The following is a 23,540-nucleotide window of genomic DNA, read 5'->3' on the forward strand; positions in this document are numbered from 1 at the left end:
GAAACACTAGCCGCTGCCAGAATTATATTCTTGTTAAACAATTTCATTGATTATAATGCTTTTAATTTTATGATTAATGGTATATCGTTGTCAATTTTTTTCTCGTCCCCGTAAGTTCCGTACGCAAGAGAAGATGGAACCAAAAGTGTAACTTCCTCACCATCATGTATAAAACGCAAAGCATCTTCTACCGCTTTTAATTCATCAAAGTGCCCGAATCTGGTATCTCTTCTGGCAATCGGCTGATCATAGATTTTTGTCTGGTCAAAATCATAAAGATCATAAGAATAAGAAATTAAGGTATTATCCTGTCTTCTCTGCCTTTGGTCAAAACCCTGTGTGCTCACCCAGTAATTAAGCTGAGTCGGATAAAACTTAACGGGCTGCTCATCAATCCATTGCTGAATCTGCATTCTTTCCTGAGTATTCAGGTTTTTCATCCTGTTTCTGGACACCTCGAGATCATTCTTGCTGAGAACGCCTCCTACAGGTGGATGGGTCTGCGCATTTTTGCTGCAGCTCAATAAACCCAATGCCGATATGAAGAGAATTTTTTTCATAAACTTTTGCGAAAATACGCATTTCGGGAATCAATTACAAAACTTGTAGAACTTATTGAAGTAAAAGTTTTAACATTTTGAAAATAAATTAGCCTTGAAATTTCTTTTGATTTTAACGTAAAGATTATTTTCCTTAATGAACATTAGATTGCGACAAAGTAGCTAATGAAGCCAGCTTTTAAAATCAATGAAATTGATTCATCATTACTCACTTAAATATTAAAGCTTTTAGATATAATCTTTGCATTTAAAATTAAACCATTAAGATTTATAAGGAGTTAAGAGATTTAAGTTAAACTTTGCTCTAATAAACTAGAATCAATTTGACTTTCTTAATTAAACTTAGTTCCTTAAATAAGTCTTAATGGTTCAAATAAATCAAATAAAAAAGTCGAGAAAAAAATTTCCCGACTTCTATTATATTAAGTTTAAAATTAAACTGTTTCCAAAACGTGATCTACCAATACTCTCCATCCAAAAGGATCTTCAGCAAGGTTGCTCTGGATATCAACAAGGTCTTTCTTCAAAGCAACAGCATAGCTTTCTTCGTCTGAAAGTCTTGGCAATTCCAATTTTTCACCGTTATATCCTAAAGCCTGGAAAACTGTTGTAACAACTGCTGTTCCCACACCCCAAACTTCTTTCAAAGTTCCGTTTCTCTGTGCCTCCACAACATCTTTTACTTTTATTGGCTCCACCTTTACCTCAATTCCTCTCTTTTTAGCCAACTGGATGAAGCTGTCTCTGGTAACACCGTCAAGGATTTTCTCAGATGTAGGAGGAGTGTAAATGGTATCGTTAATTCTTACAAATACGTTCATTGTTCCACTTTCCTCGAAGTATTCGTGAGTGGAATCATCAGTCCAGATGATCTGCTCATACCCTTCTTCAATAGCAAGCTGAGTCGGGTAAAAAGATGCGGCATAATTTCCTGCAGCCTTTGCAGAACCTACTCCGCCACTTGCCGCTCTTGAATAGTGATCTGAAATTTTTACAGAAACAGGTTCTGTATAATAGCTTTTTGCCGGTGTGGCAACGATAGCAAACATATATTTATTAGCTACCCTGGCTTTAAGAGCTTCTTCAGTAGCAAAAATCAATGGTCTGATATATAAAGACATACCTTCACCTGAAGGGATCCAGTCTCTGTCAATGTCAACCAATGCTTTCAGTCCGTCCAAAAACATTTCCTCAGTAACCTCAGGCATTGCAAGACGCTTTGCCGACTTGTTGATACGTTCAAAATTCTTTTCAGGCCTGAAAAGGAAAACCTGTCCGTCTTTGTCTTTGTAGGCTTTCATACCTTCAAAACAAGCTTGTCCGTAGTTTACCCCCATCATTGCTGGAGTAAACGCTAAAGGACCGTAAGGAACTAATTTTACATCACCCCACTTCCCATTCTCATACTCGCAGATCACCATATGATCTATGAAAGTATTTCCGAATGAAAAATTTTCTGGGTCGAATGTAGAAATTCGGGAGTTTTCAGTTTTTTGAATTATCATTTCTAAAATTTTTTATGATGTTCTACAAATTTAACATAATTTTCTAAATATAAAAATTTTAGAGTAAATTTGTAAAAAAATAGCTTGAAAAGAGAAATTAAGACCACAAATGACGGTAGTAAAACATTGTTTGTCAATGATTTAAACGAAAACTACCATTCACATCACGGCGCACTTCAGGAAGCAGAACATGTGTTTATCAAAAATGGATTAAATTTGATAAATGATTGCGAAATTAATATTTTAGAACTCGGTTTTGGAACAGGTTTGAATGTTTTGGTAACAATTAATGAATATTTAAAAACTGACAAAAATCATGTGATCAATTATTTTTCACTGGAAAAATATCCCATAAATGAATCCGAAATTAACGATTTAGCATATTTTGAGCTTTTTGATAACCCGGAATTCAAAAATATTTATCAAAAAATTCATCAAGCAGATTGGGGTAAATCAGTTGAAATTATTAATGGATTTAACTTAAAAAAGATAGAATGTGACTTTTTTGAACTGAAAAACATTAATTTACCTCAAATTAATCTTGTATATTATGACTGCTTCGGAGCAAGAGTCCAGCCTGATCTTTGGGAAAAGCCACTATTTAATATGGTTGCAGATAAAATGACAGTTAACGGTTTATTAACAACCTACTCTTCCAAAGGCAGCGTAAGAAGGATTTTGCAGGAACTGGATTTTAAAGTGGAGAAAAAACAGGGACCTCCGGGGAAAAGGGAGATGATTAATGCAGTTAAATTATAGAAGTGAGAAGTGAGAAGTTAGAAGTTAGAGGTTAGAAGTTAGTAATATCACATAGATTATAAAAGTTATTTTAAATTTTTGCTTCTTTTTTTACACTAATTTCTAACCTCTAACTTCTCACTTCTATCTAAAATATTCTTATTTTAGCTCTACAAATTATTAAATATGATAGACAAGATAAACATTAGAGTGTATGCCTGTGCCGTAAAGGATAAAAAAGTCCTTACCTTATTTGAAGAATATGCAGGCGAACCTTTAATGAAATTTCCAGGTGGCGGGCTGGAATATGGCGAAGGATTAATAGAATGTTTACATCGCGAATTCGATGAAGAGCTGAATGTGAAAATAGAGGTTGTAGAACATCTTTATACACAGGAAAATTTTCTGGTTTCGCGTTTCAGGGAAAATGAGCAGCTGCTTACCATATATTATATAGTAAACATTTTGAATGAAGAAGATTTCCTGATCCTGGATCCATGCATAGAAAAAACGGAATGGATAGACATCAGCAGATCTGATAATCCTTTCCCGCTCCCAATAGACAAAATTGTTTTCGATAAGCTGAAAGAAAAATTCCTGTAAACTTTTACAGGAATTTTATTTTATTTTCTTATTCTGAATTCGTTTGCTCCCGGGTAAGGCTGCAGATATCCAGAATTCCAGTTGGATTGGAGAAGAGATTCCAGATATTCATCTGTTCTGTTTTTGTACGGATCATATTTTTCTTTAAGGTCTATATCCGCCATTTTTCCTTTTACATTCCACCAGAAAGCGCTCCATCCGCCTCTTAATTCTTTAATGATTTCATAGACATTTTTTCCGGTTGCCCTGTTCATCAGCTTTGCAAAAATCTGCCCTTCTGTTGTAGTAAGATCCCTCAGCTGCTTTTCATATTGGTCTGCCAGTATATTTTGCCTGTCTTTTATGTATTTTCTCTTGGTTCTGCTGTCCAGATCGGTCATTTCTTTTTGAATGTCCCTGTACTGCTGAAGTGCTGTTAAAAAAAGAGGATATACCCTGTACAGTTTTTTGTTAAGGAAAAAATAGTAATTTCTGTCTAGCTGATTATTGAATCTTGGTTTGTTTACTAAGATCAGCTCATCCAAAACAACTACCGTTTCGCCGTTGATCTCGTATACCTTCATCTTCTGCCTTTCGTCATAATAATATTTCTTTCCAAATTCATCAGTTTTCAGCAATTCCGGAGGATACTGGCTTAAAGGTTTTGCGTATACAGAATCCTTCTGACCAAAGATACTGACCCCAAAAAAGAAAAGAAAAAGACAAATAATCTTACTAAAATTCATTACTTTTACGCGTATTAGAACAAAAATTAAACGCAAAAATCATTCCTTTTTATGAAATTTGAAAAGAAATCTTTAAAATTTTTAGAAAACTACCTTAATACTTCTTCACCGACAGGATATGAGCATGAAGGCCAGAAAATCTGGATGGATTATATAAGGCCTTATGTTGATAAAATAGAAGTAGATCATTACGGAACCTGCTACGGAATTATTAACCCAGAAGCCGAGTTTAAAGTAGTTATAGAAGCTCATGCTGATGAAATTTCATGGTACGTAAACTACATTACAGACGATGGATTGATCTATGTTATCAGAAACGGAGGCTCGGACCAGACTATTGCGCCATCAAAAGTAGTTCATATTCACGGCGAGAAGGGAATCATAAAAGGCGTTTTCGGCTGGCCTGCTATTCACACAAGAGCAAATCAAAACGAACCCACTCCAAAAATCGAAAATATATTCATAGACTGTGGCGCTACTTCAAAAAAGGAAGTTGAAGACATGGGAATCTATGTAGGCTGCATGATCACTTATCCGGATGAGTTTTTCGAAATGAATGACCGTTACTTTGTCTGCAGGGCTTTAGACAACAGAATCGGAGGATTTATGATTGCTGAAGTTGCGAGACTTTTAAAGGAGAATAAAAAATCAATTCCGTTCGGCTTATATATTACCAACTCCGTTCAGGAAGAAGTTGGATTGTACGGCGCTGATATGATTGCAGATACCATAAAACCGAATATTGCTATCGTTACAGACGTTACCCATGACACCACAACACCCATGATTGAAAAGAAAAAGGAAGGCGACCAGAAGTGCGGAGCCGGACCTGTAGTTTTCTTTGCACCAAGCGTTCATCATACCATCAGAGAATTAATTATTGATACGGCAAAAGCCAAAAAAATTCCTTTCCAGAGAGCTGCAGCAAGTCGTGCCACGGGAACTGATACGGATGCTTTCGCCCACTCAAACGGCGGCGTACCAAGTGCTTTAATTTCCCTACCTTTGCGCTACATGCATACAACGGTGGAAATGGTTTCTAAAGAAGATGTAGGAAATGTGATCAAACTGATCTATGAAACTGTTCTGAAGATCAAGCCGGAAATGAAATTGAAGTATCATTAATAGATTCAAGAGAAAAGAACAAAGAGGAAAGACTTGATAATTATGGATTATGAATTTTAAATTTTGGATTAATAATCTTATAATTTTGTCCAAATCTTTATTCTTTTCTCTTTATTCTAAAATCTAATATAAGTAAAAATGAAAACGAAGCTTATTGCTCCTTCCCTTTTATCTGCAGACTTTGGGAATCTGCAAAGAGACATTGAAATGCTGAACAATTCGCAGGCAGACTGGTTCCATGTAGACGTGATGGACGGAAGATTTGTTCCCAACATTTCATTTGGTTTTCCGGTAATGAAAACAGTACAGCAGCACGCTAAAAAGTTTGTGGATGTACATTTGATGATTGTAGAGCCGGAAAAATATGTTGAGGAATTCATTAATCATGGTGCAGATCTGGTTTCCATTCATTATGAGGCCTGTACTCATCTTCACAGAACAATTCATCATATTCAGAGTCTCGGTGCAAAAGCCGGGGTTGTTTTAAATCCTTCTACTCCGGTTCTGATGCTGGAAGATATCATTGCTGATGTGGATTTAGTATTATTAATGAGTGTTAACCCCGGATTCGGTGGTCAAAAATTTATCGAAAATACATATAAGAAAATCGCGGAAACAAAAGATTTGATCTTAAGCAATAATTCTACAGCTTTAATTGAAATAGACGGCGGCGTAAACCTGGACAACGCAGCGAAGCTTTTCGAAGCCGGAGCCGATGTTTTGGTAGCCGGGAATGCTGTTTTCTCGGCAGAAAGCCCTGAAAAGACAATTGAATTATTGAAAATTTAATTTCATTTTAATAAACACAGAAAGGCAGCTGATTGAGCTGCCTTTCTTTTTTCTGAAAATCTGAGCCTTTAATGGTTATTAGTTTTTGAAGACTTTAATGCTTAAATTTCCTTGTCTAATGCTGATGTAAAGATCGAAAATAATATAGATACAAAACATCCGTAAAAACACGGAATTTTATGATCCGTATTTTTACTTATTAAAATTTTGATTAAAATTTTTCACTTATTCAGTTTTATTGAAAACACATGCACAAATTGTTAAAATAATGGTGATCAAAGAAAAAACCGTTCTGATATTGTTAAAAAAATTCCAGCTGTTTTCAAAGCGGTCCCGCATTTCCTTAATCGCTTCCGGCGTAGAATTCATAATATCAAACTTATCCAGCTGATCATTCAAAGGAACATTTCCAAATATCGTTAATCCGAAAACACCGATCAGGTAAGCCAAAGTGGCCAATAACAGGAAAATAAAGACAGGGTTCTGACTCCGGTAAAAAATAGTTGAAGCCGGAAGCAGAACAGCCGTCCCCATAAAGCTTATAAAAAATACGGGATTCAGAATTTCCCGGTTGATGGATTGCATGGATTTCAGATATTCCGTATCGGATAGCTTGCTTAATCCCAGCACTACAGAGCATGAATAGGCATAAAAAAGTCCGGCAATGAGTGCAGTTACGGTTGCTGTGACAATGAGAAGAAGGATTTTCATATTTTATATTTTGTGATTAAATAAAATTATACATTAAAATTAATTTTAAACTTAATTTCATTAAATAATATAAGCTGAATTTTACTAATTTAAGTGACTTAACATAATATTTGGCTTTAAGACAAGGTTTTCTTCTCAGCATTCTTTATTTTAGTAACCAAAATGAAGGGTAATGAAATGTAGATATTTTGCCATAGTATTAGGATTAATTTTAAATTCCGGGACATTAAGTGCTCAAAATAAAGTTTCAGAAAGTAAAAAAATGGAATGGTTTCAAGATGCAAAGCTTGGGATTTTTATCCACTGGGGAATTTATTCAGTTGACGGAATTTCAGAATCGTGGTCTTTTTTCAATAATTATATCAGCCATGAAAACTACATGAAGCAGCTGAACAGATTTTCTGCTTCAAGCTATAAACCAGATGATTGGGTTAGTCTAATTAAAGATTCGGGTGCAAAATATGCCGTTATTACCACAAAACATCATGACGGAGTTTCTCTGTGGGATTCAAAAGCTGACAAAGCGACCACTATCCCAAAAAACGCTCCCGCCAAAAAAGATCTTATTTCCCCTTTTGTTTCTGAATTAAAAAAGGCAGGCTTAAAGACAGGCCTCTACTACTCTCTTCCGGACTGGAGCCATCCTTTTTATGACAATAATACAAGAACAAAAAAACGATATGATATAAAAAATGATCCGGCCCGCTGGCAGAATTTTGTCACATATTATCAGAACCAGCTTGATGAACTTTCCTCACAATACAGGCCTGATCTTTTATGGTTTGATGGTGACTGGGAACACTCATCCCAAGAATGGCAGGCTCCAAAAACATTAGCAAATCTGAAAAAATTCAATCCTGAAATTATCATTAATTCAAGGTTGAATAATCACGGAGATTATGAAACACCGGAACAGGGAATCCCTGTTGTAAAGCCTCAAAGCGAGTATTGGGAACTTTGCTACACCATGAATGACGCCTGGGGATACCAGCCTTTTGATCAGAATTATAAAACCCCGAATATGATCGTGAGAACTCTTGCCGATGTCATCAATATGGGTGGAAATTTATTACTGGATATAGGTCCCAAAGCAGACGGAACTATTCCTGAAAAGCAGGTGGAAATTTTAAAAAGTCTGTCAAAATGGACATCAAAACATTCAGAAGCCATCTATGGAACACGCCATGGCTTGCCTTTCGAAAATTTCAAGGGTAAATCTGCCTTTTCAAAAGACGGAAAAAAGTTATTTATTTTTCTTGAAGAAACTAAAGATTTTACAAAAATATATGGTTTAGACTCAGTTCCTATTTCAGCAAGAATCATTGGCGATGCCGGTGGAAAGGTTGATTTTAAATCCGAAAACGGCAATTTGACATTACATTTTTCTAATGTTACATTTGATAAGGATATGACGGTTGTGGAAGTAGCTTTTAATGATAAAATTAAATTTAACCAAAATGCTAAAAAAGAAAATTATTCTTTAACCCAGGTTTTGGAAGACAGAAGCACAAAATCTGCTGCTTATACTATTGCAGAACAATTGCATAACGGATTAAATATTTTCAATAATTCCGGGCTTACAAGCGATGGATCTGATATGAAAATCAAAAAAACAGCAAAAACAAATCCTGAAACCCTTCAATGGATCAGCAAAAATGCAGAAGCACTTTTTGAAACGGAAAAAGGCCTTCAGGACGGGCATTTCTCAGGAAATACAGCACTTTCAAAAGATAAACAAACTTTGTATGTTTTTGTAGAAGGAACACCTACCGGGCCAATTGCATTGAAAGGAATTAAAAATAATATTGCAAGGATAAGAATTGTAGGAGAAGGATCAATAATTTCCCATAAAGTTTACAATAAGCTGTACTGGAGCCAGATTCCCGGCATCATTTACATAGATGTTCCGAAGGAAAGACTGGATAAGGATATGACGGTAATTGCCGTACTGCTCGATAAACCGATTGAACTTTACCGTGAAAAAGTGGGTGCAATAGAGAATAATTTATAAAATAATGGTAACTTCAGGTGACTCAACCATCATTAAAACAAAAACCGAAGAACATGATTCCTCGGTTTTTTTATTGTAAAGTAATTTTTCTTAGAAAATCTCTCTTCCTGAAAAATGGAATTTTGCTTCGATAAGAGCGTTCTCATCAGAGTCAGAACCGTGAACAGCATTTTCTCCGATGCTTCTTGCAAACATTTTTCTGATAGTACCTTCAGCTGCTTCTGCAGGGTTTGTAGAACCGATTAATGTTCTGAAATCTTCAACAGCATTATCTTTTTCAAGAACAGCTGCAACGATTGGTCCAGAGCTCATGAATTCAACCAATTCTCCATAGAATGGTCTTTCAGCGTGTACTTCGTAGAATTTTTTTGCATCAGCTACAGTAAGTTGAGTCAATTTCATTGCTTTGATTTTGAACCCTCCTTCTGCAATTTTACCTAATATAGCACCGATATGTCCGTCTGCAACTGCATCAGGCTTAATCATAGTGAATGTAATGTTAGACATAAATGTATATTTTTTTAATGGCGCAAAAATACGAAAAATATTTTTGATTTTAATTTTAAAATATTTTTAACATAAAAATAACTTTTATTAAGAAATTGTGAACCTAACTTTGGCACAGTAATTGTTTATTCTATTGCGATTCTCATGTTTAATTTGAGTTTTCATGGTTATTAGTTTTTACCCAGCTTCGGCTGGGTTTTTTATTAACCGTTATTTCCCCAAAATTCATACCTAACTCTTGGATTACCAAATAATTAAACCACTGTTTAATAATTTGATCAGGTTAGGATTAAGAATCATTAATATTAGAATTTAATTATTTTTGTGAAATTTCTTCCGCCTCTTCCATCAGCTTAATGTAGGTAGAATATCTCGAATGTTGAATCTCTCCGGTTTCAAGAGCATCAATAACGGCGCATTTCGGTTCATTGATGTGCATGCAATTATGAAATTTACATTCTTCTCTTTTTTTGAAGATTTCCGGAAAATAATGCTGTACTTCTTCTTTTTCTATATCAATCATCGCAAATTCGCGAACACCGGGTGTATCAATTACGTTTCCGCCAAAATCCCAAAAATGCATTTGCGCAAAAGTAGTTGTATGCTTACCTTTTAAATGAGTATCGGAAATTTCTGAAGTTTTTAAATTAAGATCGGGCTGCAAAGCATTTACCAGCGTAGATTTTCCACAACCTGAGTGCCCGAAAAAAACAGAAGTTTTATCTTTAAGAATATCCTGAAGCTGGTCTAAGTTCAACCTGGAATAAGAAGATATTTCTAATGTCTGATATCCAATTTCCTTGTAAAGAAATTCTATATCTTTTACGATTTCGATTTCTTCTTCAAGTAAAACATCAATTTTATTGAATAAAATTAATGGTGTAATATTATAAGCTTCACAACATGCCAGAAATCTGTCCAGAAAACCCAGAGATGTTTCAGGATGCTTTAATGTAAAGATAAAACATGCCAGATCAATATTGGAGGCAATAATATGAGCTTCTTTTGAAAGGTTTACGGATTTTCTGATCAGGTAATTTCTACGCGGTTCTATTTTGGTAATCCAGGCGATATCGTCCTGTTCAAGCTGAAATTCAACGAAATCCCCTACTGCAAGCGGATTGGTAAGCCTCGTTTTGATTAATTTAAATTTGCCCCGGATTCTGGCCTCGAAGATTTTATCGGTTTCCAATTCCAAAACCTGATACCAGCTTCCCGTAGATTTAATGATTTTACCTTTCATATATTAAGATGCTGCAAATATATGAATTTAGAAAATAGAAATTAGGGCTTAAGATTTAGTAAAATTCATGAAAATATATGTTCAACTCTAACTAAACTCTAAGCCCTAAATTTCTAAAACCTCAATCTACTACCTTTCAATCATAATATTATTCTGAACTTCAATAGACTCTTCATGAATGGCTTTGAAAACTTTTTCAATAAATTCTGGCGACATTCCTGTTTCTGAAGCTTTTTGAGTGGCATATTCCGTAATTACTTTCCAACGTTCCGGCTGGAAAATAGCAATATCATTCTCTTTTTTAAGCTTACCAATTTTCTCGGAAATTTTCATTCTTTGCGAAAGAAGGTCAATGATCTGGAAGTCAATATCTGAAATTAAGGTTCTGTGGCGTCCCATATCCCCTTCGAATCCGGCTAAATCGGTGCTTCTTACTTTTAAATTACCAATCATCTCTGCTAGAACTTCCGGGGTAATCTGCTGTGCCGCATCACTCCATGCTTCATCCGGATTAGAGTGAGTTTCGATGATAGCTCCTTGATAACCAACGTTTAATGCTTCCTGTGTAATATCTGCAAGACCGGTTCTGTTTCCGCAAATATGGGAAGGGTCAATCAGCATCGGGATATCCGGAAACTGGCTTTTAAAATCCAATGCAATCTGCCAGTTGGGATTGTTTCTGTATTTTGTTTTTTGGTACGTGGAAAAACCTCTGTGAATAACCCCTAATTTTTTAATATCCTGACCAAGAAGCCTTTCCAAAGCACCAATCCATAAAGCAAGATCCGGATTTACAGGATTTTTAACAAAAACGGGCTTATCCGTTCCCCTCAAAGCCATGGCTATTTCCTGGACCGTAAAGGGATTCACCGTTGATCTGGCTCCGATCCACAAAACATCAACATCTGCTTCTAAAGCGGCAAAAACGTGATGCGCATTAGCAACTTCTGTAGCCGTTTTGAAGCCATACTCTTCCTTTACTTTTTTCAGCCAGTTAAGACCAATTACTCCTACTCCTTCGAATCCGTTAGGCTTCGTTCTGGGTTTCCATATTCCTGCACGGAAAATAGGGACCTGCGCATTGGTTTCCCGGATTCTTCTTGCCGTTTCCAGCATCTGAGTTTCACTTTCCGCACTGCATGGGCCCGCAATCATCAATGGCTGTGAAAACTCATTGATCCAGTTATTTGTTAGTTCTTTTAGATTCATTATTTTAAATTTATTTTATTCTTATTGATTTAATTAAATAGCAAAAGCCTTATAAAGTTACTTTATAATTCTTTTCAAAAAAAGCCGTTAAAATTTTAAAGGAATCAGGAATTCAAATAGGATTTATTCCTGTTATTTTTTGGAAAGAAATTCAGTTAACAATACCAATAATAAAATCGGTAATATTTTCTGAAATTTCTAAAATAGGTAAACGTAAAGCCAAAATTGCCGCTAAAGAAATTAGCGGGTGTAAAAGTAGACATGGATGTAAGTGATAAATTCTCCACTGCTGTTCGTCTATTTCTAGCTTTTATATTAAAATTTGATTCTAATGAAATTTGATTTTTCTTAAAATCTTCGACAAATATATAAAAATTATTAAAATAAGCTTTCAATTAAACCTGAAATTTAACTTTGTCAAAGATTTTCAACGTTTACAAAGTACTTTAAATCACGTCAAATCAAATCTCATTAAATCATCAAGATCTTTAAGAAGAGGATTTTTTTCGGTGAATTTTTCGAAGATTTTTCTTTTAGTCATCACCTCTACTTTTAGATTTTCAAAATCTCTTTTGTATTCTATTTCAATAGAAAAGTTGTGAACTTTAGTTTTAAAATGATTAAAAAACTCTCTGCTTACCTTATCAAATTCCACTTTTGCAGAATCTGAAGGGTATGAAATCGTTATTTGATTTTCACCGGATTTTACGAGCTTAAAAGTTTTAATAGCATTAAAAACGAACGTATCTTTTGCCTGAAGCTGTTTCAGTAAAAGATTCCATTCCATCTGGAGATCTGTTTCGGTAAAATGGTTTTGAGGCAGGTTTTCAGTAGTAACAACGGTACTTTCTTCTTCTTCCGGCTTATCTTCTTTATTCAAAAAAGCATTGATACTGAATCCTGTAGAAATGACCTGTTTAGTTAAAGGCTTAGTCGTTTTCTTGATCTCAATTTCCTGCGGCCGGTTGATAACAGCAACAGCTGGCTCAGGCTTTTCTATTTTTTTTTCCTGAGGTTTTTCTGCAATTTTAAGCTCCTGCTTTTCATGAAGAAAGGGAGCTAATATTATAAACTTTTTTTTTTAGAAATATCCTGATTAGCAGTAAGTGAAGACAGCTGCATTAAAGCAATTTCTACTGTAAGTCTCGGGTTTTTGGAATTTTTGTAGTTAATATCTGCATGATTACAGATTTCAACAGCATCGATCAGCTGTTGAGGATTCCAGTTCTGAGCCTGCTGTACAAATTTATTTTTCGTCTGTTCCCCGACTTCAATAAGATCAATGGTAGCCGCATTTTGAGCCATCATAAGATCTCTGAAGTGATTTCCCAGCCCGGCAATAAAAATATGTGGATCAAAACCTCTTTTTACAATTTCATTAAATGCAAAAAGCACTTCCGGAATTTTATTTTGTTTGGCTAAATCTACAATATTAAGATACTGATCATAATCCAGAATATTTAATACTTCTGCAGCTTTGGCGAGTGTAATGTTTTTCTGGGAAAAGGTAGAAAGCCTGTCAAAAATGGACAATGCATCTCTTAAGGCACCATCTGCTTTTTGAGCAATTAAATATAAAGCATCATCTTCATATTGGATATTCTCTTTCTGGGCAATGTTTCTAAGATGCCCCTGAATATCTTCAATTACGATCCTTTTGAAATCGTAGATCTGACAACGTGATAAGATTGTCGGGATGATTTTATGCTTTTCAGTGGTCGCCAGAATAAAAATAGCGTGAGCCGGCGGCTCTTCAAGTGTTTTAAGGAATGCGTTGAAGGCCGCAGACGAAAGCATGTGAACCTCGTCTATGATATATACTTTGTATTTACCAACCTGTGGAGCGAAACGAACCTGGTCTATCAGTTCTCTGATATCATCTACCGAGTTGTTGGAAGCTGCATCCAGCTCATAGATATTGTAAGCGAATCCGTCTTCTGAAACAGAGCCGTCTTTTTCATTGATTTTTCTTGCTAAAATCCTGGCACATGTAGTTTTTCCAACACCTCTGGGGCCGCAAAACAGTAAAGCCTGAGCTAGCTGATTTTCTCCGATCGCATGTTCTAAAGTATCCGTAATATGAGATTGCCCAACAACAGTGTCAAACTCTTGTGGACGATACTTTCGTGCAGATACGATAAAATTTTCCATTGGCCAAAAATAAGAAATATAGTTCTAATTTAAAAATGAAAAGGATTCAAATTATCAACAAAAAACTTAATTATTGGACAATAGGAAAATTTTTTCTCATCATTATTTTTCTTCGTAAGCGAAATCTATAATCTCTACTATGGCTTTTTCAATTTCTCTTCTTCCTTCTTCGGATTTCAGATCAATTCCGCAAAATACGCTTGCATTGTAGCTGGTGTAAAGATTAAGGTAATATGCTCCTGAAACCAAAAGTGCTGCAATAGCACGGTATCTCACTGCCTTATCTTTGAAATGAGGATCTACAATATTAGTAAAAAGCTGTTCTCCCATCTCTTCTCTTTCGTCCGCCACTTTTTTCAAAATAGGTTTTCCTTCCGAAAGCCCCCAAAGGATGATTTTCTGAAGCTCTTTATTTTTCTTAATATGTTCGAACTGGTTGAGAATAGCCACTTTGGAAAGTTCCTTTCCTCCGTCGGAAATATCTACATGAAGATTTTCCTGGTTCATTTTGCTCCAGTAATCCTGAGTTCTGATATACTCATCTATAAGCTTCTCGGTACTCCCGAAATACTCATAAATGAGCTTTTTATCGAAACCGGCAACAGCGGCTATTTTACTCACTTTTAATCCTGAATAGCCCTTTGTTCTTAAAATTTTACCAACTGCGGCGAGCAGTTTTTGTTTAGTTTTTTCTTTGTCCCTGATAGGACCCTGTACAACTTTTCTTGGCATCTATTATTATTTTTTTGCAATATGCAATTTTTTATTGATATCATCAAATGCATTGAGCGTTTTATCAAGATGTTCTTTCTCATGTGAAGCCGTTACACTCATCCTTATTCTGGCATCTTTTCTCGCTACAGCAGGATACATGATGGGATTGGTATACACCCCGCGGTCCAAAAGCATTTTTCCTACATCCATTGTGATATGAGGATCCCCTATTTTTACAGGAATTACTGCCGAGCAGGTAGTTCCTGTTTCCATTCCCATATCATCCAATCCTTTTTTAAAGTAGTTTATATTTTCCCAAAGCTTTGTATGCAGTTGCGGCTCTTCGTCTATCAGATCAATAGCTTTTGTAATGCCCGCTGCTGTACCCGGAGCAATGGTCGCAGAAAATATCTGCTGGCGCGACTGGAACCTTATGAAATTAGTAAGCTTTTTATTAGCTATTACATAACCTCCCAGATTACCAAACGTTTTACTGAAAGTTCCTGTCATTATATCAATCTTATCCAGTAAGCCGGTATCTTCAATCGTACCTCTCCCCGTTTTGCCTAAAATACCAACACCATGAACATCATCTATCATTAAATAAGCATTGTATTTTTTTACTAATTTATAAATTTCTTCAATAGGTGCAGTATCTCCATCTTGAGAATAGACCCCGTCAATAACGACTAATTTTGTACGAAATTGATTTTCAGAAGTTTTTAATATATGTTCTAAAGCTTCCAAATTATTATGAGGAAATGTTTTTCTATTGGTAAGAATACATCCTTCATATACACTTGCATGCACAGACATGTCTATGATTGCAATATCTTCTTTCTGAAGCAGTATCTGCAGAGTAGCGCTATTTGCGGTATACCCGGTAGTAAATGTAACCGCCTCATCCGGTGTACGTCCAAAAAAAGCGGCAATTTTTGCCTCTAATTCATGATGGTAAGAATAATATCCTCCGATAAGAGGCGTAGCGGCAGAGCCTGCTCCAAATTTTTCAATACCTTCTATTGCGGCCTTCTTCACCTTCGGGTGCTGGGTAAGTCCCAAATAATCACTCGTAACAAAGCTTACAAGCTCTTTTGTTACTTCTTCATCTGCACCTACATTCATTACAGAACTGCATCCGGTATTGTTTTGTAATCTGTAACGGTGTCCATTCGTTTTCATATATTCTATAAAATCAAAATAGACATCTGCCCGCTGCATCATGTCATAGCCCGGAATATTTTCAAAATCCTTAAATGTTGCTGTTGTAAAGTCAATGTTCATCCTTAATATGTTAGCTGTTAATATAACAAATATACCATTATTAGTAAAGAAAATCGACGTATTTCCTAAGAAAATTTATTATGTATGAAATATTTTTATTAAAAACTCTTAAATAAGGGAGTTATTCATAATATAACATGCTATTTAAGGTTAAAAAAATAAAGCTAAAATTACATGCAATTAGTTAAAAATTAAATGGTTAATTAACATATTTTATCACTAAAAATGCTTCTGAAACCCTTCGTTAAAAGCTTTAACAGAATTTTTAACGTTCAGTTTTTCGAGAATATTTTGCCTGTGCCGGTTAACTGTATTGATACTTATGTGAAGAAAATCTGCTATTTCTTTGCTTGTAAAACCTTCCCCGATATACTCTAAAACTTCCAGCTCTCTCTTGGAAAGAATGTTTTTGTAAACAAGTTTATCTTCCTGAACAATTTTACCTTTCGCCATATTAATAATTAAGAAATCTGAGGGAAGATTGGATGCCTGATCCGGCGAAAAGTTATAGAGACAGAGCGCAAATCTCAACTTAAGATTATAAGGCGAATAAAAATAAAACATCCGGTGCTGTATAAAACGGTAATTATCCTTGCAGTCTTTCATCCTCATTCTTGACAGTACCATAAAATCATTCCGTTCTTCAAATTCAGTTGTTTCCAATAGCTTGAAAAAACGCATTTCGTGGATATATTTTTTTAGCTTGTCGTCCGGATGTATTTTTTTCAGGATTTCTTCTTCCCAAATGGATTCTATCACAGCAGGATTTTCTTTGAAATTCAAACCCAAATGCGAAGCTGCATTAGAAGTAAAAACAAAGCTTCTGTTATGCTGCATATCACTCAGTACCGCTATAGAATTTTCTACTTTAGAGTAAGTGACAGCAATATTCTTATAGGTTTCAATATCAAGCCTGCAGACTTTATTCTGTTCCGAATCCTTTTGTAGCAGTGTTTCGTTCAGTGTTTTTAAAATGTCCATAAAAATGGTTATTTATCAGTATTGATGTAATTCCGGATTAGTTTTACTTTTGCTAAATTAATAATTTACATTCAGTTGTATTTATCAAAAAAGAATGAGGAGAATATTTTTTAGCTTATGTGTTTTATCTGCCTTTAGCAGAAGCAATGCACAGACCCTGGATAAAATGTCATGGTTTAACGAACCTGAAAAATGGGAAATAAAAAACAACCGGCTTACCATGTTCGTAACCCCGCAAAGCGATTACTGGAGGATCTCCCATTATGGATTCACAGTGGATGATGCTCCTTTTTTGTACACTACTTACGGAGGAGAATTTGAAGCCAAAGTAAAAATCAGCGGGAATTATAAGGCGAGATTTGATCAGATGGGAATTATGCTGAGAATTGATAAGGAAAACTACATCAAGGCCGGGATAGAATTTGTAGACGGAAAATACAATCTGAGCACCGTGGTTACCCATAAAACAAGTGACTGGAGCGTTATTACGCTCGATAAAACTCCAGCAGACGTATGGATAAAAGCGGTAAGAAAGCTGGATGCTGTAGAGATTTTTTATTCTTTCGATGATAAAAATTACATCATGATGCGCAATGCTTATCTACAGGATAATTCTCCAGTGATGGTCGGTTTAATGGCCGCCTGCCCGGACGGAAATGGCTTCAATGCGGTTTTTGAAGATTTTAAAATGAAGCATCTCCCCGATGAACGCCGTCTGAAGTGGCTTCAAAACAACAAGTAGATTGAATTGAAATTCAATATAAAGTCAATTTTTATTTGCCTCTCAGAAATGGGAGGCTTTTATATATAAAAAAAACCGGACTTAGCCGGTTTTTTGTGTCTTAGAATCTATCTTGATAAACAATTTGATCAATTTTTTGGGGACATCAATTAATTCTTGTAAGGTTAATGTTATAAGTTCTGGAAACATTTCCATTATTAGTAATATTTATTGCTGTTGCTGAAGGCATTGTTAAAGTATAATTGAAAGATGCACCGTTTCCACCATCCTGACATGTTGGTTTTCCTGTCCAGGTAGTAGCAATCGATGCTCGGCTTATCTGGTTGAATGTCGGAGATTTTGCTGTTGTTCCACTCGCTATAATACCTCCCAATCCATTGATTGCAAAAAAACTATTAGTAATACATAAGATTTCACTTAAAACAAACTAAAGCTTAAAATTTCACTTGAAAAATAAAATGGATGAATTAATTAAATATAAAAAATATTTTAATATTAAGCATAATATTACATTCTTAAAGACTTTTATTGCAAATTTTCAATATATTTAAAAAAAATTAAGTTTTTGGTTAGATATTTGAAGTTGAAAAAATGAGGGAAATATTGTTTCCATTAACACCACACATCACCACTTATAATATGAATACGTTCGCACACTTTAATTCTCCCACGGACAGGCTTATCAGGGTACTGAGAAGGTCTTTTTCTGTACCCGTCAATTAATTCAATTAAATAAGTGTTTTAAAAAAAAATTCCGAACAATTAAACTTTACGATCATGATTTTTGAAGATGACCATTCTGTATTACAGGATAATCACAACCTTTCGTTTGTGAAAAATGTTATTAATTTCCACGGGGACAAATCTTTTATTCTTAATTCTTTGCAAAAGATAAAGAACAATACAATCTGCAAAATAAAGAGAAGAACCATTAATAAGCTTATTAAAGAATATACACACCACCTTAACCAGTACATCGAAAATGAGGATATCAATTCCAAGCCCGATAACTACGAGCTTTCACCGGTGTATGCAAGGCAGTCCTACAATAAAGTTTTAAAGGAAGATGAATATCTGCAGAAAGTTTTACACTTTTTAATGAACCAATAAAATCTTTTCTTCCTCAAGGTCTATTTTCATGAGGTGCTTCCTGATAAGATCTTCATCAAAATGCTGGTTCTTGTCATGGTTCTGCTCAATCAGCCAGGCTCTCTGTGCGTTGAGAACATCCAGATAGGCCTTTTTAATCTCGGGGGAGAGTTTGATGTCAGACTCCTGCTCTACTTTTCCCCGCCATTTTTCATGAATCTGTTGTAGAAACGGGCTTTTTTCCAACATTTCACTGTAATTATTCGTCAGGTGTTTTAACGTCAGCTTAGCCATTTCACGACGGATAAGATCTTCTGCTTCATCATCAGGAAGATGGTCATTGAAGGCAGGCATATTCATTTTTCTGATCAGATATGGCAGCGTAAGCCCCTGTACCACCAATGTGGTAAGGATTACGATAAATGTTATGAACAAAATAAGATTCCTCTGAGGAAAATCCGGTCCGCCAGCATGCAGCTTTACGGGAATCGACAATGCTGCGGCGAGGGAAACCACACCCCGCATTCCCGTCCAGCCCAATAAAACTGGCGCTTTGAATCCGGGACTTCTTTTATCCGCAACAGGAATATAATTTCTGGCAATAAGAGTAATAATTACCGCGCCGTAAGCCGATAAAATCCTCACAATCACTAAAACTGCAGTTATCAGAAGTCCATAGCCTATTGCAGAAGAAATGCTCACTCCTTCCAGCCCGGAAGTAATCTCCGGAAGGTCCAGCCCTATTAAAATAAAAACCAGGCCGTTCAGCACAAATACAAGGCTTTCCCAAACATTAATCCCCCGAAGACGGGATGATGTGCTTAAAAAATTGTGCCTGTTATTGGACAAAAGCAGACCTCCGCTTACTACGGCCAAAACTCCGGAGCTGTGAACTTCTTCCGCTGCAATATACATTACATAAGGTGCTACGATCGTGAGAATGGTATCCATATTGGCATCAGTGGGTAGAACTTTCTGGCCTTTCATAAACAGCCAGCCCACCAAAACCCCTATTCCCACTCCACCTATAACCATCCATGAAAAGCTGAGCGCAGCTTCATGCCATATAAACTGCCCTGTAGCCACAGCAATCATAGCAAAGCGAAATATTATTAGTGAAGAAGCGTCATTCAGAAGGCTTTCACCTTCCAGTATGGATGACATTCTTTTAGGAACTTTTACAAACTTAAGAATCGCAGCAGCGCTTACTGCATCCGGCGGAGAGACAATGCCTCCCAATAGAAAGCCCAAAGCAAGCGAGAATCCGGGAATAAAATGATTAGCCACAAAAGCTACCGTAGTTGCCGTAAGAAAAACCACTACAAATGCAAAACTTCCTATAATCCTTCTCCATTTCCACAGTTCTTTCCATGATATGGCCCATGCTGCTTCATACAGTAAAGGTGGCAGAAATATAATAAATATAAGTTCAGGGTCTATTCTGATCATTGGAATATCAGGGATAAAGCTTATCAGTAATCCGGCAATTACCAATAAAACAGGATACGCAACCTTTATTTTATTGGCCAGCATGATCAGCAAAACGATGGCAACTATTAATGATAAGTAAAATGGAAAGTCCTCTATCATTTGTGTATGATTTTGATTTATGTTTAATGAATCAAAAATAAATCTTTTTCTTTTAATTATATTTAAAATTCAACAGTCGTAAAATTTTAAATTTTAATAAAATCATCTTTATTTTTTTTAACCTAAAATTCTAGTTTTACTTTAAAAAATTGTGCTAGATAAGCATTTATAATCATTTTGTTCATGCTATTTTAGATAAATAAAGTTATAAATCACTAAAATTTGATTATGATTAAAATTTTAACTTTATTTTAATACCACACATATACCACATTTTTAACTTTAACAAATTCATTAAAGTCTATTAATCAATGAATTAAAATTAAAACTTACACTCTAGTTAATTATTTTAACAAATTTTTACATTACTTAATTTTTTTTTATCATGTGAGGCATAGTATTTGTAAATACTATAGTATAACACACTTTCACACAATCAATAACCTTAACACACAAGATATTATGAACGTTGCAGATCTAAAAATTAAAAATTTAGTGGAATATAAAAATCAGATTTATAACATCACTGAAATATTCCAGGATAATGAAAAAGATTATTTTGTAAAAATCGAAAATGATGTTCATAGTTTTTCCGTTCCGGCGCGCGCTATCAAGCCCATTCAGATTACAGAGGAATGGCTTGAAAAGTTTGGATTTTCAAGAACGTACAGCTCAGACCAGCGTATAAGATACGAAAGACCGGAGCCATTCATTAAGTATGACATCGATCTTGATTCAAGAAAAATCGTAGACGGATTGAAAATTTACGGAAATTCAATAAGATGTAAATATATCCATGAATTTCAAAACATATTTTCCTGTCTTTTCGGGAAAGAGCCTTCCGTAATGAACTACGGACTAATAAGCACCGAATCTTAAATATAATATCAGTTTAGAAAACCCACAATTTTTACAGTTGTGGGTTTTTTATTTTAATGTGAATATTATTTACTTTTTAAAATTCCATATACCAGATACCATAAGCATCGTAAGGCTCGGCTGTTTTTCGCCATAACCAAATACACAAATGTATTCTGAATTACAGGACCTGCATTGTGTTCCAAAATAAAGAGTAGGTAAATTATTTACCGTTAATTCTCCAAAATGCAACATATTTTTCGATGTATCACTTAGTATTCCGTTTTCCAGCAGTTCACCTTTTGAGAGTACTTTTTCATTATCGTAAAGCTGAAAAACAGGAAATCCGGTTTCGTACGGTGTTATTTTCACCATGTTTTCCTCATCACAGGTACAGCACACGAATTCTATCTGTACAGAATCCCCTATTTCATCATTTACAAAGGTATTTGTTGCAATAGGAATTCTTTTTCCAATTTTTATTTTCTTTGATATTGAATACATTTTTTTTGATTTACTGAATAACCGTGCCCACAAGATTATTGTAATTTCCGCTGGGGCTTTTTTTAATGGTGACTTTTATGTAGCCTTCTTCTGCCAGCTTATTCCATGTTTTAGGATAGCAGGAAATAGGATCTACGGGGATTTTCCACATCGTCTGCTTACCGCCTCCTACCTGGTTGAACCATGGAATAACATCCGCAGTTTGCCCTTTGAAAGGTAGTAAATTATTTAATACATCTATTTCATAATAAAAGTCATAAGCATTCTCAGGCTGGTTCAGGGCTCTCTGGCTGAAAGTATAGACATATCCGTTAATGATAGGGCTCGTAAAACTACCTCCCAGTGTAGGAACTCCGTTTCCATTGTAAGTACCCACTGCACCGCTGTATCTGTCGAATTTCTGCCCTGCCGTAAATGCTACATCATCCACAATATTATATCCTCCGTTGGCGGGCGGCCAGCCTCCGTTCAGGTTATTATCTTTGAATAAGGTTTCCAGCTCTTTCCATTTTCCCAGTATATACAAGTTAAAAGCAAGGTCTTTAGTATTCTGGCTCACCGTTCCGTTCGGGTCATAAGTGGCAGCAAATTCATTGGCGTTTTTGTAAAAATAATGAGTTACCGGTGAAATACTGTCAGTCATCGGGTTTTCACTGTCATCTGAGCTGCAGGCAACTGAAAATAAAGGAATTGTTAAGAAAAAAATGTACTTAAATAAAGTTTTCATATATAAATTTTAAATTAATTTAAAAAAAATAACAGCCTAAAAATCCATGATTTAAAGGCTGTCCCAAATGCACCTTATCGTTTAATTCTATGTTGGGTACATTAATGTTGTTAATCCTCCCGGATAATTCTGGAATAATTTTAAAATAAAGGATATTTTTTTGAAAAATAATAACCCGATCCTGATTCAATAAAAGATTATATCAGCAAGTCCTGAGGGTAATTTTCGTTCTGGTAAACGGTACAAATGAAGAATAAAATTTGTGCTGATAAAATTAATTCAAAATTTTCAAATATGAATAAGTTTTAATTTTAAATTAAATTTTTTTAATTCAAATCTTATTTAAAGCTTGTTTAAATAAAAAAACCTCCCGAAAAGAGAGGTTTTTTTATAATTTTTGACTAACTTCTTTGCAAATCGCTGAAGAAGTAAGGCTTTAAAATATCTTCGAAATTGTAAAGCCCATCCGGTTTATCCTTAAGGTTTTTAGCCACAAACAGTGCTCCGTTTCCAAAAGCTTCCCTTGAAATAGATTCATGGACAAGGCGCACCGTCTGGTAAGGAAATCCAAAGATAACTTCGTGTTTACCAACTATTCCGCCGGCTCTTACAGAATTAATACTTTCTGTTTCAATGTCAAGAGTTTCAGCGATTTTTACTGCCGTGCCTGAAATTCCTGCTTTTGTTTTAAAATGCTCTTCTATCACCTCAATATCTACCTCCGGAGCAATATTTTTAAGTAAAGACGAAGCAAATAAAAGATAGTTCACCCCTAATGTAATGTTGGGAGACCAAAAGACAACCCCATTCTCTGACAGCTCTTTCAAAGATTCTTTTTCTTTTTCGTCATAATGTGAAATGGCCGAAATAATTTTCACTTTCCTTTCTACGGCAGGTTTTCCATAGCCGTAAATACTTTTTTCTTGGGAAAAATCAATGATAAAATCCACTGGATGAGCATCCAGCAATTCATTGATATTCATATTTTGCTGAGAAAAAATCTTTGCAGCGTCTGAAGATGTCACTCCAAGAAAATCTTTCGCGGAAGCATTTTGCATTGCTTCTGTATTTTTCAGAACCCATTCCAGAGAGAAATCCGGGTTCTGCAGAATGACATTTGCCACAGCCTTTCCCGCTTTTCCAAAACCAATTAATCCTATTTTCATATTATTAT

25 protein-coding genes are annotated in these 23,540 nt (G+C 35.2%); 8 read left to right on the forward strand and 17 right to left on the reverse strand.

The annotated features are described in order from the left end of the window. Positions 1 to 50 precede the first annotated feature (50 nt). Positions 51 to 560, reverse strand: a complete 510-nt coding sequence (locus H560_RS0107840; RefSeq protein WP_027379528.1) for an FKBP-type peptidyl-prolyl cis-trans isomerase — start codon at positions 558 to 560, stop codon at positions 51 to 53. A 434-nt stretch (positions 561 to 994) separates the two neighbouring features. Then, complete coding sequence (locus H560_RS0107845) at positions 995 to 2,065, reverse strand: branched-chain amino acid aminotransferase (RefSeq protein ID WP_027379529.1); 1,071 nt, start codon at positions 2,063 to 2,065, stop codon at positions 995 to 997. Between the two features lie 84 nt (positions 2,066 to 2,149). Between H560_RS0107845 and mnmD the strand changes: the two genes are divergently transcribed. Further along, the gene (gene mnmD, locus H560_RS0107850) at positions 2,150 to 2,824 is read left to right on the forward strand and encodes a tRNA (5-methylaminomethyl-2-thiouridine)(34)-methyltransferase MnmD (RefSeq protein WP_027379530.1); all 675 of its coding nucleotides are present in this window, start codon (positions 2,150 to 2,152) and stop codon (positions 2,822 to 2,824) included. 165 nt (positions 2,825 to 2,989) lie between these two features. After that, positions 2,990 to 3,406, forward strand: coding sequence for an NUDIX domain-containing protein (locus tag H560_RS0107855; protein WP_027379531.1), 417 nt, complete (start codon positions 2,990 to 2,992; stop codon positions 3,404 to 3,406). Between the two features lie 20 nt (positions 3,407 to 3,426). Here H560_RS0107855 and H560_RS0107860 read toward each other — a convergent pair whose 3' ends face one another. Continuing rightward, positions 3,427 to 4,131, reverse strand: coding sequence for a DUF4294 domain-containing protein (locus tag H560_RS0107860; RefSeq protein ID WP_027379532.1), 705 nt, complete (start codon positions 4,129 to 4,131; stop codon positions 3,427 to 3,429). A 51-nt stretch (positions 4,132 to 4,182) separates the two neighbouring features. Here H560_RS0107860 and chrP point away from each other — a divergent pair, with 51 nt between their 5' ends. Further along, the gene (gene chrP / locus H560_RS0107865) at positions 4,183 to 5,256 is read left to right on the forward strand and encodes a chryseobasin maturation metalloprotease ChrP (protein ID WP_027379533.1); all 1,074 of its coding nucleotides are present in this window, start codon (positions 4,183 to 4,185) and stop codon (positions 5,254 to 5,256) included. 138 nt (positions 5,257 to 5,394) lie between these two features. Next, the gene (gene rpe, locus H560_RS0107870) at positions 5,395 to 6,045 is read left to right on the forward strand and encodes a ribulose-phosphate 3-epimerase (RefSeq protein ID WP_027379534.1); all 651 of its coding nucleotides are present in this window, start codon (positions 5,395 to 5,397) and stop codon (positions 6,043 to 6,045) included. 225 nt (positions 6,046 to 6,270) lie between these two features. On the opposite strand, the gene chrI is transcribed toward rpe, so the two are convergent. Beyond that, the gene (chrI, locus tag H560_RS0107875; RefSeq protein WP_027379535.1) at positions 6,271 to 6,756 is read right to left on the reverse strand and encodes a chryseobasin maturation helper ChrI; all 486 of its coding nucleotides are present in this window, start codon (positions 6,754 to 6,756) and stop codon (positions 6,271 to 6,273) included. A gap of 172 nt (positions 6,757 to 6,928) precedes the next feature. Between chrI and H560_RS0107880 the strand changes: the two genes are divergently transcribed. Continuing rightward, positions 6,929 to 8,767 (forward strand): alpha-L-fucosidase, encoded by a 1,839-nt coding sequence (locus H560_RS0107880; protein ID WP_027379536.1) that lies wholly within the window; start codon positions 6,929 to 6,931, stop codon positions 8,765 to 8,767. Positions 8,768 to 8,857: 90 nt separating this feature from the next. Here the strand turns inward: H560_RS0107880 and H560_RS0107885 are convergent, their stop codons facing one another. From H560_RS0107885 to H560_RS23685, 8 genes are all read right to left on the reverse strand, one after another. Further along, a complete protein-coding gene (locus tag H560_RS0107885; RefSeq protein WP_034752387.1) occupies positions 8,858 to 9,274 on the reverse strand; it encodes a nucleoside-diphosphate kinase in 417 nt (138 codons plus the stop codon). A 316-nt stretch (positions 9,275 to 9,590) separates the two neighbouring features. Beyond that, positions 9,591 to 10,517 (reverse strand): ribosome small subunit-dependent GTPase A, encoded by a 927-nt coding sequence (rsgA, locus tag H560_RS0107890; protein WP_027379538.1) that lies wholly within the window; start codon positions 10,515 to 10,517, stop codon positions 9,591 to 9,593. A 129-nt stretch (positions 10,518 to 10,646) separates the two neighbouring features. Further along, entirely contained in the window at positions 10,647 to 11,726 is a 1,080-nt protein-coding gene (locus H560_RS0107895; protein WP_027379539.1) for a chorismate mutase, read from the reverse strand. A 451-nt stretch (positions 11,727 to 12,177) separates the two neighbouring features. After that, a complete protein-coding gene (locus tag H560_RS0107900; protein WP_228372442.1) occupies positions 12,178 to 12,606 on the reverse strand; it encodes a hypothetical protein in 429 nt (142 codons plus the stop codon). A 185-nt stretch (positions 12,607 to 12,791) separates the two neighbouring features. Beyond that, entirely contained in the window at positions 12,792 to 13,877 is a 1,086-nt protein-coding gene (gene dnaX, locus H560_RS0107905) for a DNA polymerase III subunit gamma/tau (protein ID WP_027379541.1), read from the reverse strand. A 102-nt stretch (positions 13,878 to 13,979) separates the two neighbouring features. After that, complete coding sequence (locus H560_RS0107910) at positions 13,980 to 14,609, reverse strand: TetR/AcrR family transcriptional regulator (RefSeq protein ID WP_027379542.1); 630 nt, start codon at positions 14,607 to 14,609, stop codon at positions 13,980 to 13,982. A 6-nt stretch (positions 14,610 to 14,615) separates the two neighbouring features. Continuing rightward, positions 14,616 to 15,875: an aminotransferase class I/II-fold pyridoxal phosphate-dependent enzyme gene (locus H560_RS0107915; protein ID WP_027379543.1), complete on the reverse strand. Its 1,260-nt coding sequence runs from the start codon at positions 15,873 to 15,875 to the stop codon at positions 14,616 to 14,618. Positions 15,876 to 16,094: 219 nt separating this feature from the next. Next, the gene (locus H560_RS23685) at positions 16,095 to 16,856 is read right to left on the reverse strand and encodes a response regulator transcription factor (RefSeq protein WP_027379544.1); all 762 of its coding nucleotides are present in this window, start codon (positions 16,854 to 16,856) and stop codon (positions 16,095 to 16,097) included. A gap of 94 nt (positions 16,857 to 16,950) precedes the next feature. On the opposite strand from H560_RS23685, the gene H560_RS0107925 reads away from it, so the two are divergent. Continuing rightward, entirely contained in the window at positions 16,951 to 17,598 is a 648-nt protein-coding gene (locus H560_RS0107925) for a DUF1349 domain-containing protein (RefSeq protein ID WP_027379545.1), read from the forward strand. A 145-nt stretch (positions 17,599 to 17,743) separates the two neighbouring features. On the opposite strand, the gene H560_RS0107930 is transcribed toward H560_RS0107925, so the two are convergent. Next, the gene (locus H560_RS0107930; RefSeq protein WP_027379546.1) at positions 17,744 to 17,971 is read right to left on the reverse strand and encodes a hypothetical protein; all 228 of its coding nucleotides are present in this window, start codon (positions 17,969 to 17,971) and stop codon (positions 17,744 to 17,746) included. 404 nt (positions 17,972 to 18,375) lie between these two features. Here H560_RS0107930 and H560_RS0107935 point away from each other — a divergent pair, with 404 nt between their 5' ends. Next, positions 18,376 to 18,708: a hypothetical protein gene (locus H560_RS0107935; RefSeq protein ID WP_027379547.1), complete on the forward strand. Its 333-nt coding sequence runs from the start codon at positions 18,376 to 18,378 to the stop codon at positions 18,706 to 18,708. Here the strand turns inward: H560_RS0107935 and H560_RS0107940 are convergent. Then, complete coding sequence (locus H560_RS0107940) at positions 18,694 to 20,277, reverse strand: Na+/H+ antiporter (protein ID WP_027379548.1); 1,584 nt, start codon at positions 20,275 to 20,277, stop codon at positions 18,694 to 18,696. The genes H560_RS0107935 and H560_RS0107940 overlap by 15 nt on opposite strands. A 462-nt stretch (positions 20,278 to 20,739) precedes the next feature. On the opposite strand from H560_RS0107940, the gene H560_RS0107945 reads away from it, so the two are divergent. After that, complete coding sequence (locus H560_RS0107945) at positions 20,740 to 21,156, forward strand: hypothetical protein (protein ID WP_027379549.1); 417 nt, start codon at positions 20,740 to 20,742, stop codon at positions 21,154 to 21,156. A gap of 69 nt (positions 21,157 to 21,225) precedes the next feature. Here the strand turns inward: H560_RS0107945 and H560_RS0107950 are convergent, their stop codons facing one another. The 3 genes from H560_RS0107950 to H560_RS0107960 form a co-directional block, all read right to left on the reverse strand. Then, the gene (locus H560_RS0107950) at positions 21,226 to 21,639 is read right to left on the reverse strand and encodes a hypothetical protein (protein ID WP_027379550.1); all 414 of its coding nucleotides are present in this window, start codon (positions 21,637 to 21,639) and stop codon (positions 21,226 to 21,228) included. 10 nt (positions 21,640 to 21,649) lie between these two features. Beyond that, positions 21,650 to 22,366 carry a glycohydrolase toxin TNT-related protein gene (locus H560_RS0107955; protein ID WP_027379551.1) on the reverse strand — a complete coding sequence of 239 codons (717 nt, stop codon included), beginning with the start codon at positions 22,364 to 22,366 and terminating at the stop codon, positions 21,650 to 21,652. Positions 22,367 to 22,767: 401 nt separating this feature from the next. Beyond that, entirely contained in the window at positions 22,768 to 23,532 is a 765-nt protein-coding gene (locus H560_RS0107960) for a 4-hydroxy-tetrahydrodipicolinate reductase (protein WP_027379552.1), read from the reverse strand. Between the last annotated feature and the right edge of the window lie 8 nt (positions 23,533 to 23,540).

The sequence above is a fragment of the Chryseobacterium daeguense DSM 19388 genome (genome assembly GCF_000430825.1).
In the GTDB taxonomy this organism is placed as follows: domain Bacteria; phylum Bacteroidota; class Bacteroidia; order Flavobacteriales; family Weeksellaceae; genus Chryseobacterium; species Chryseobacterium daeguense.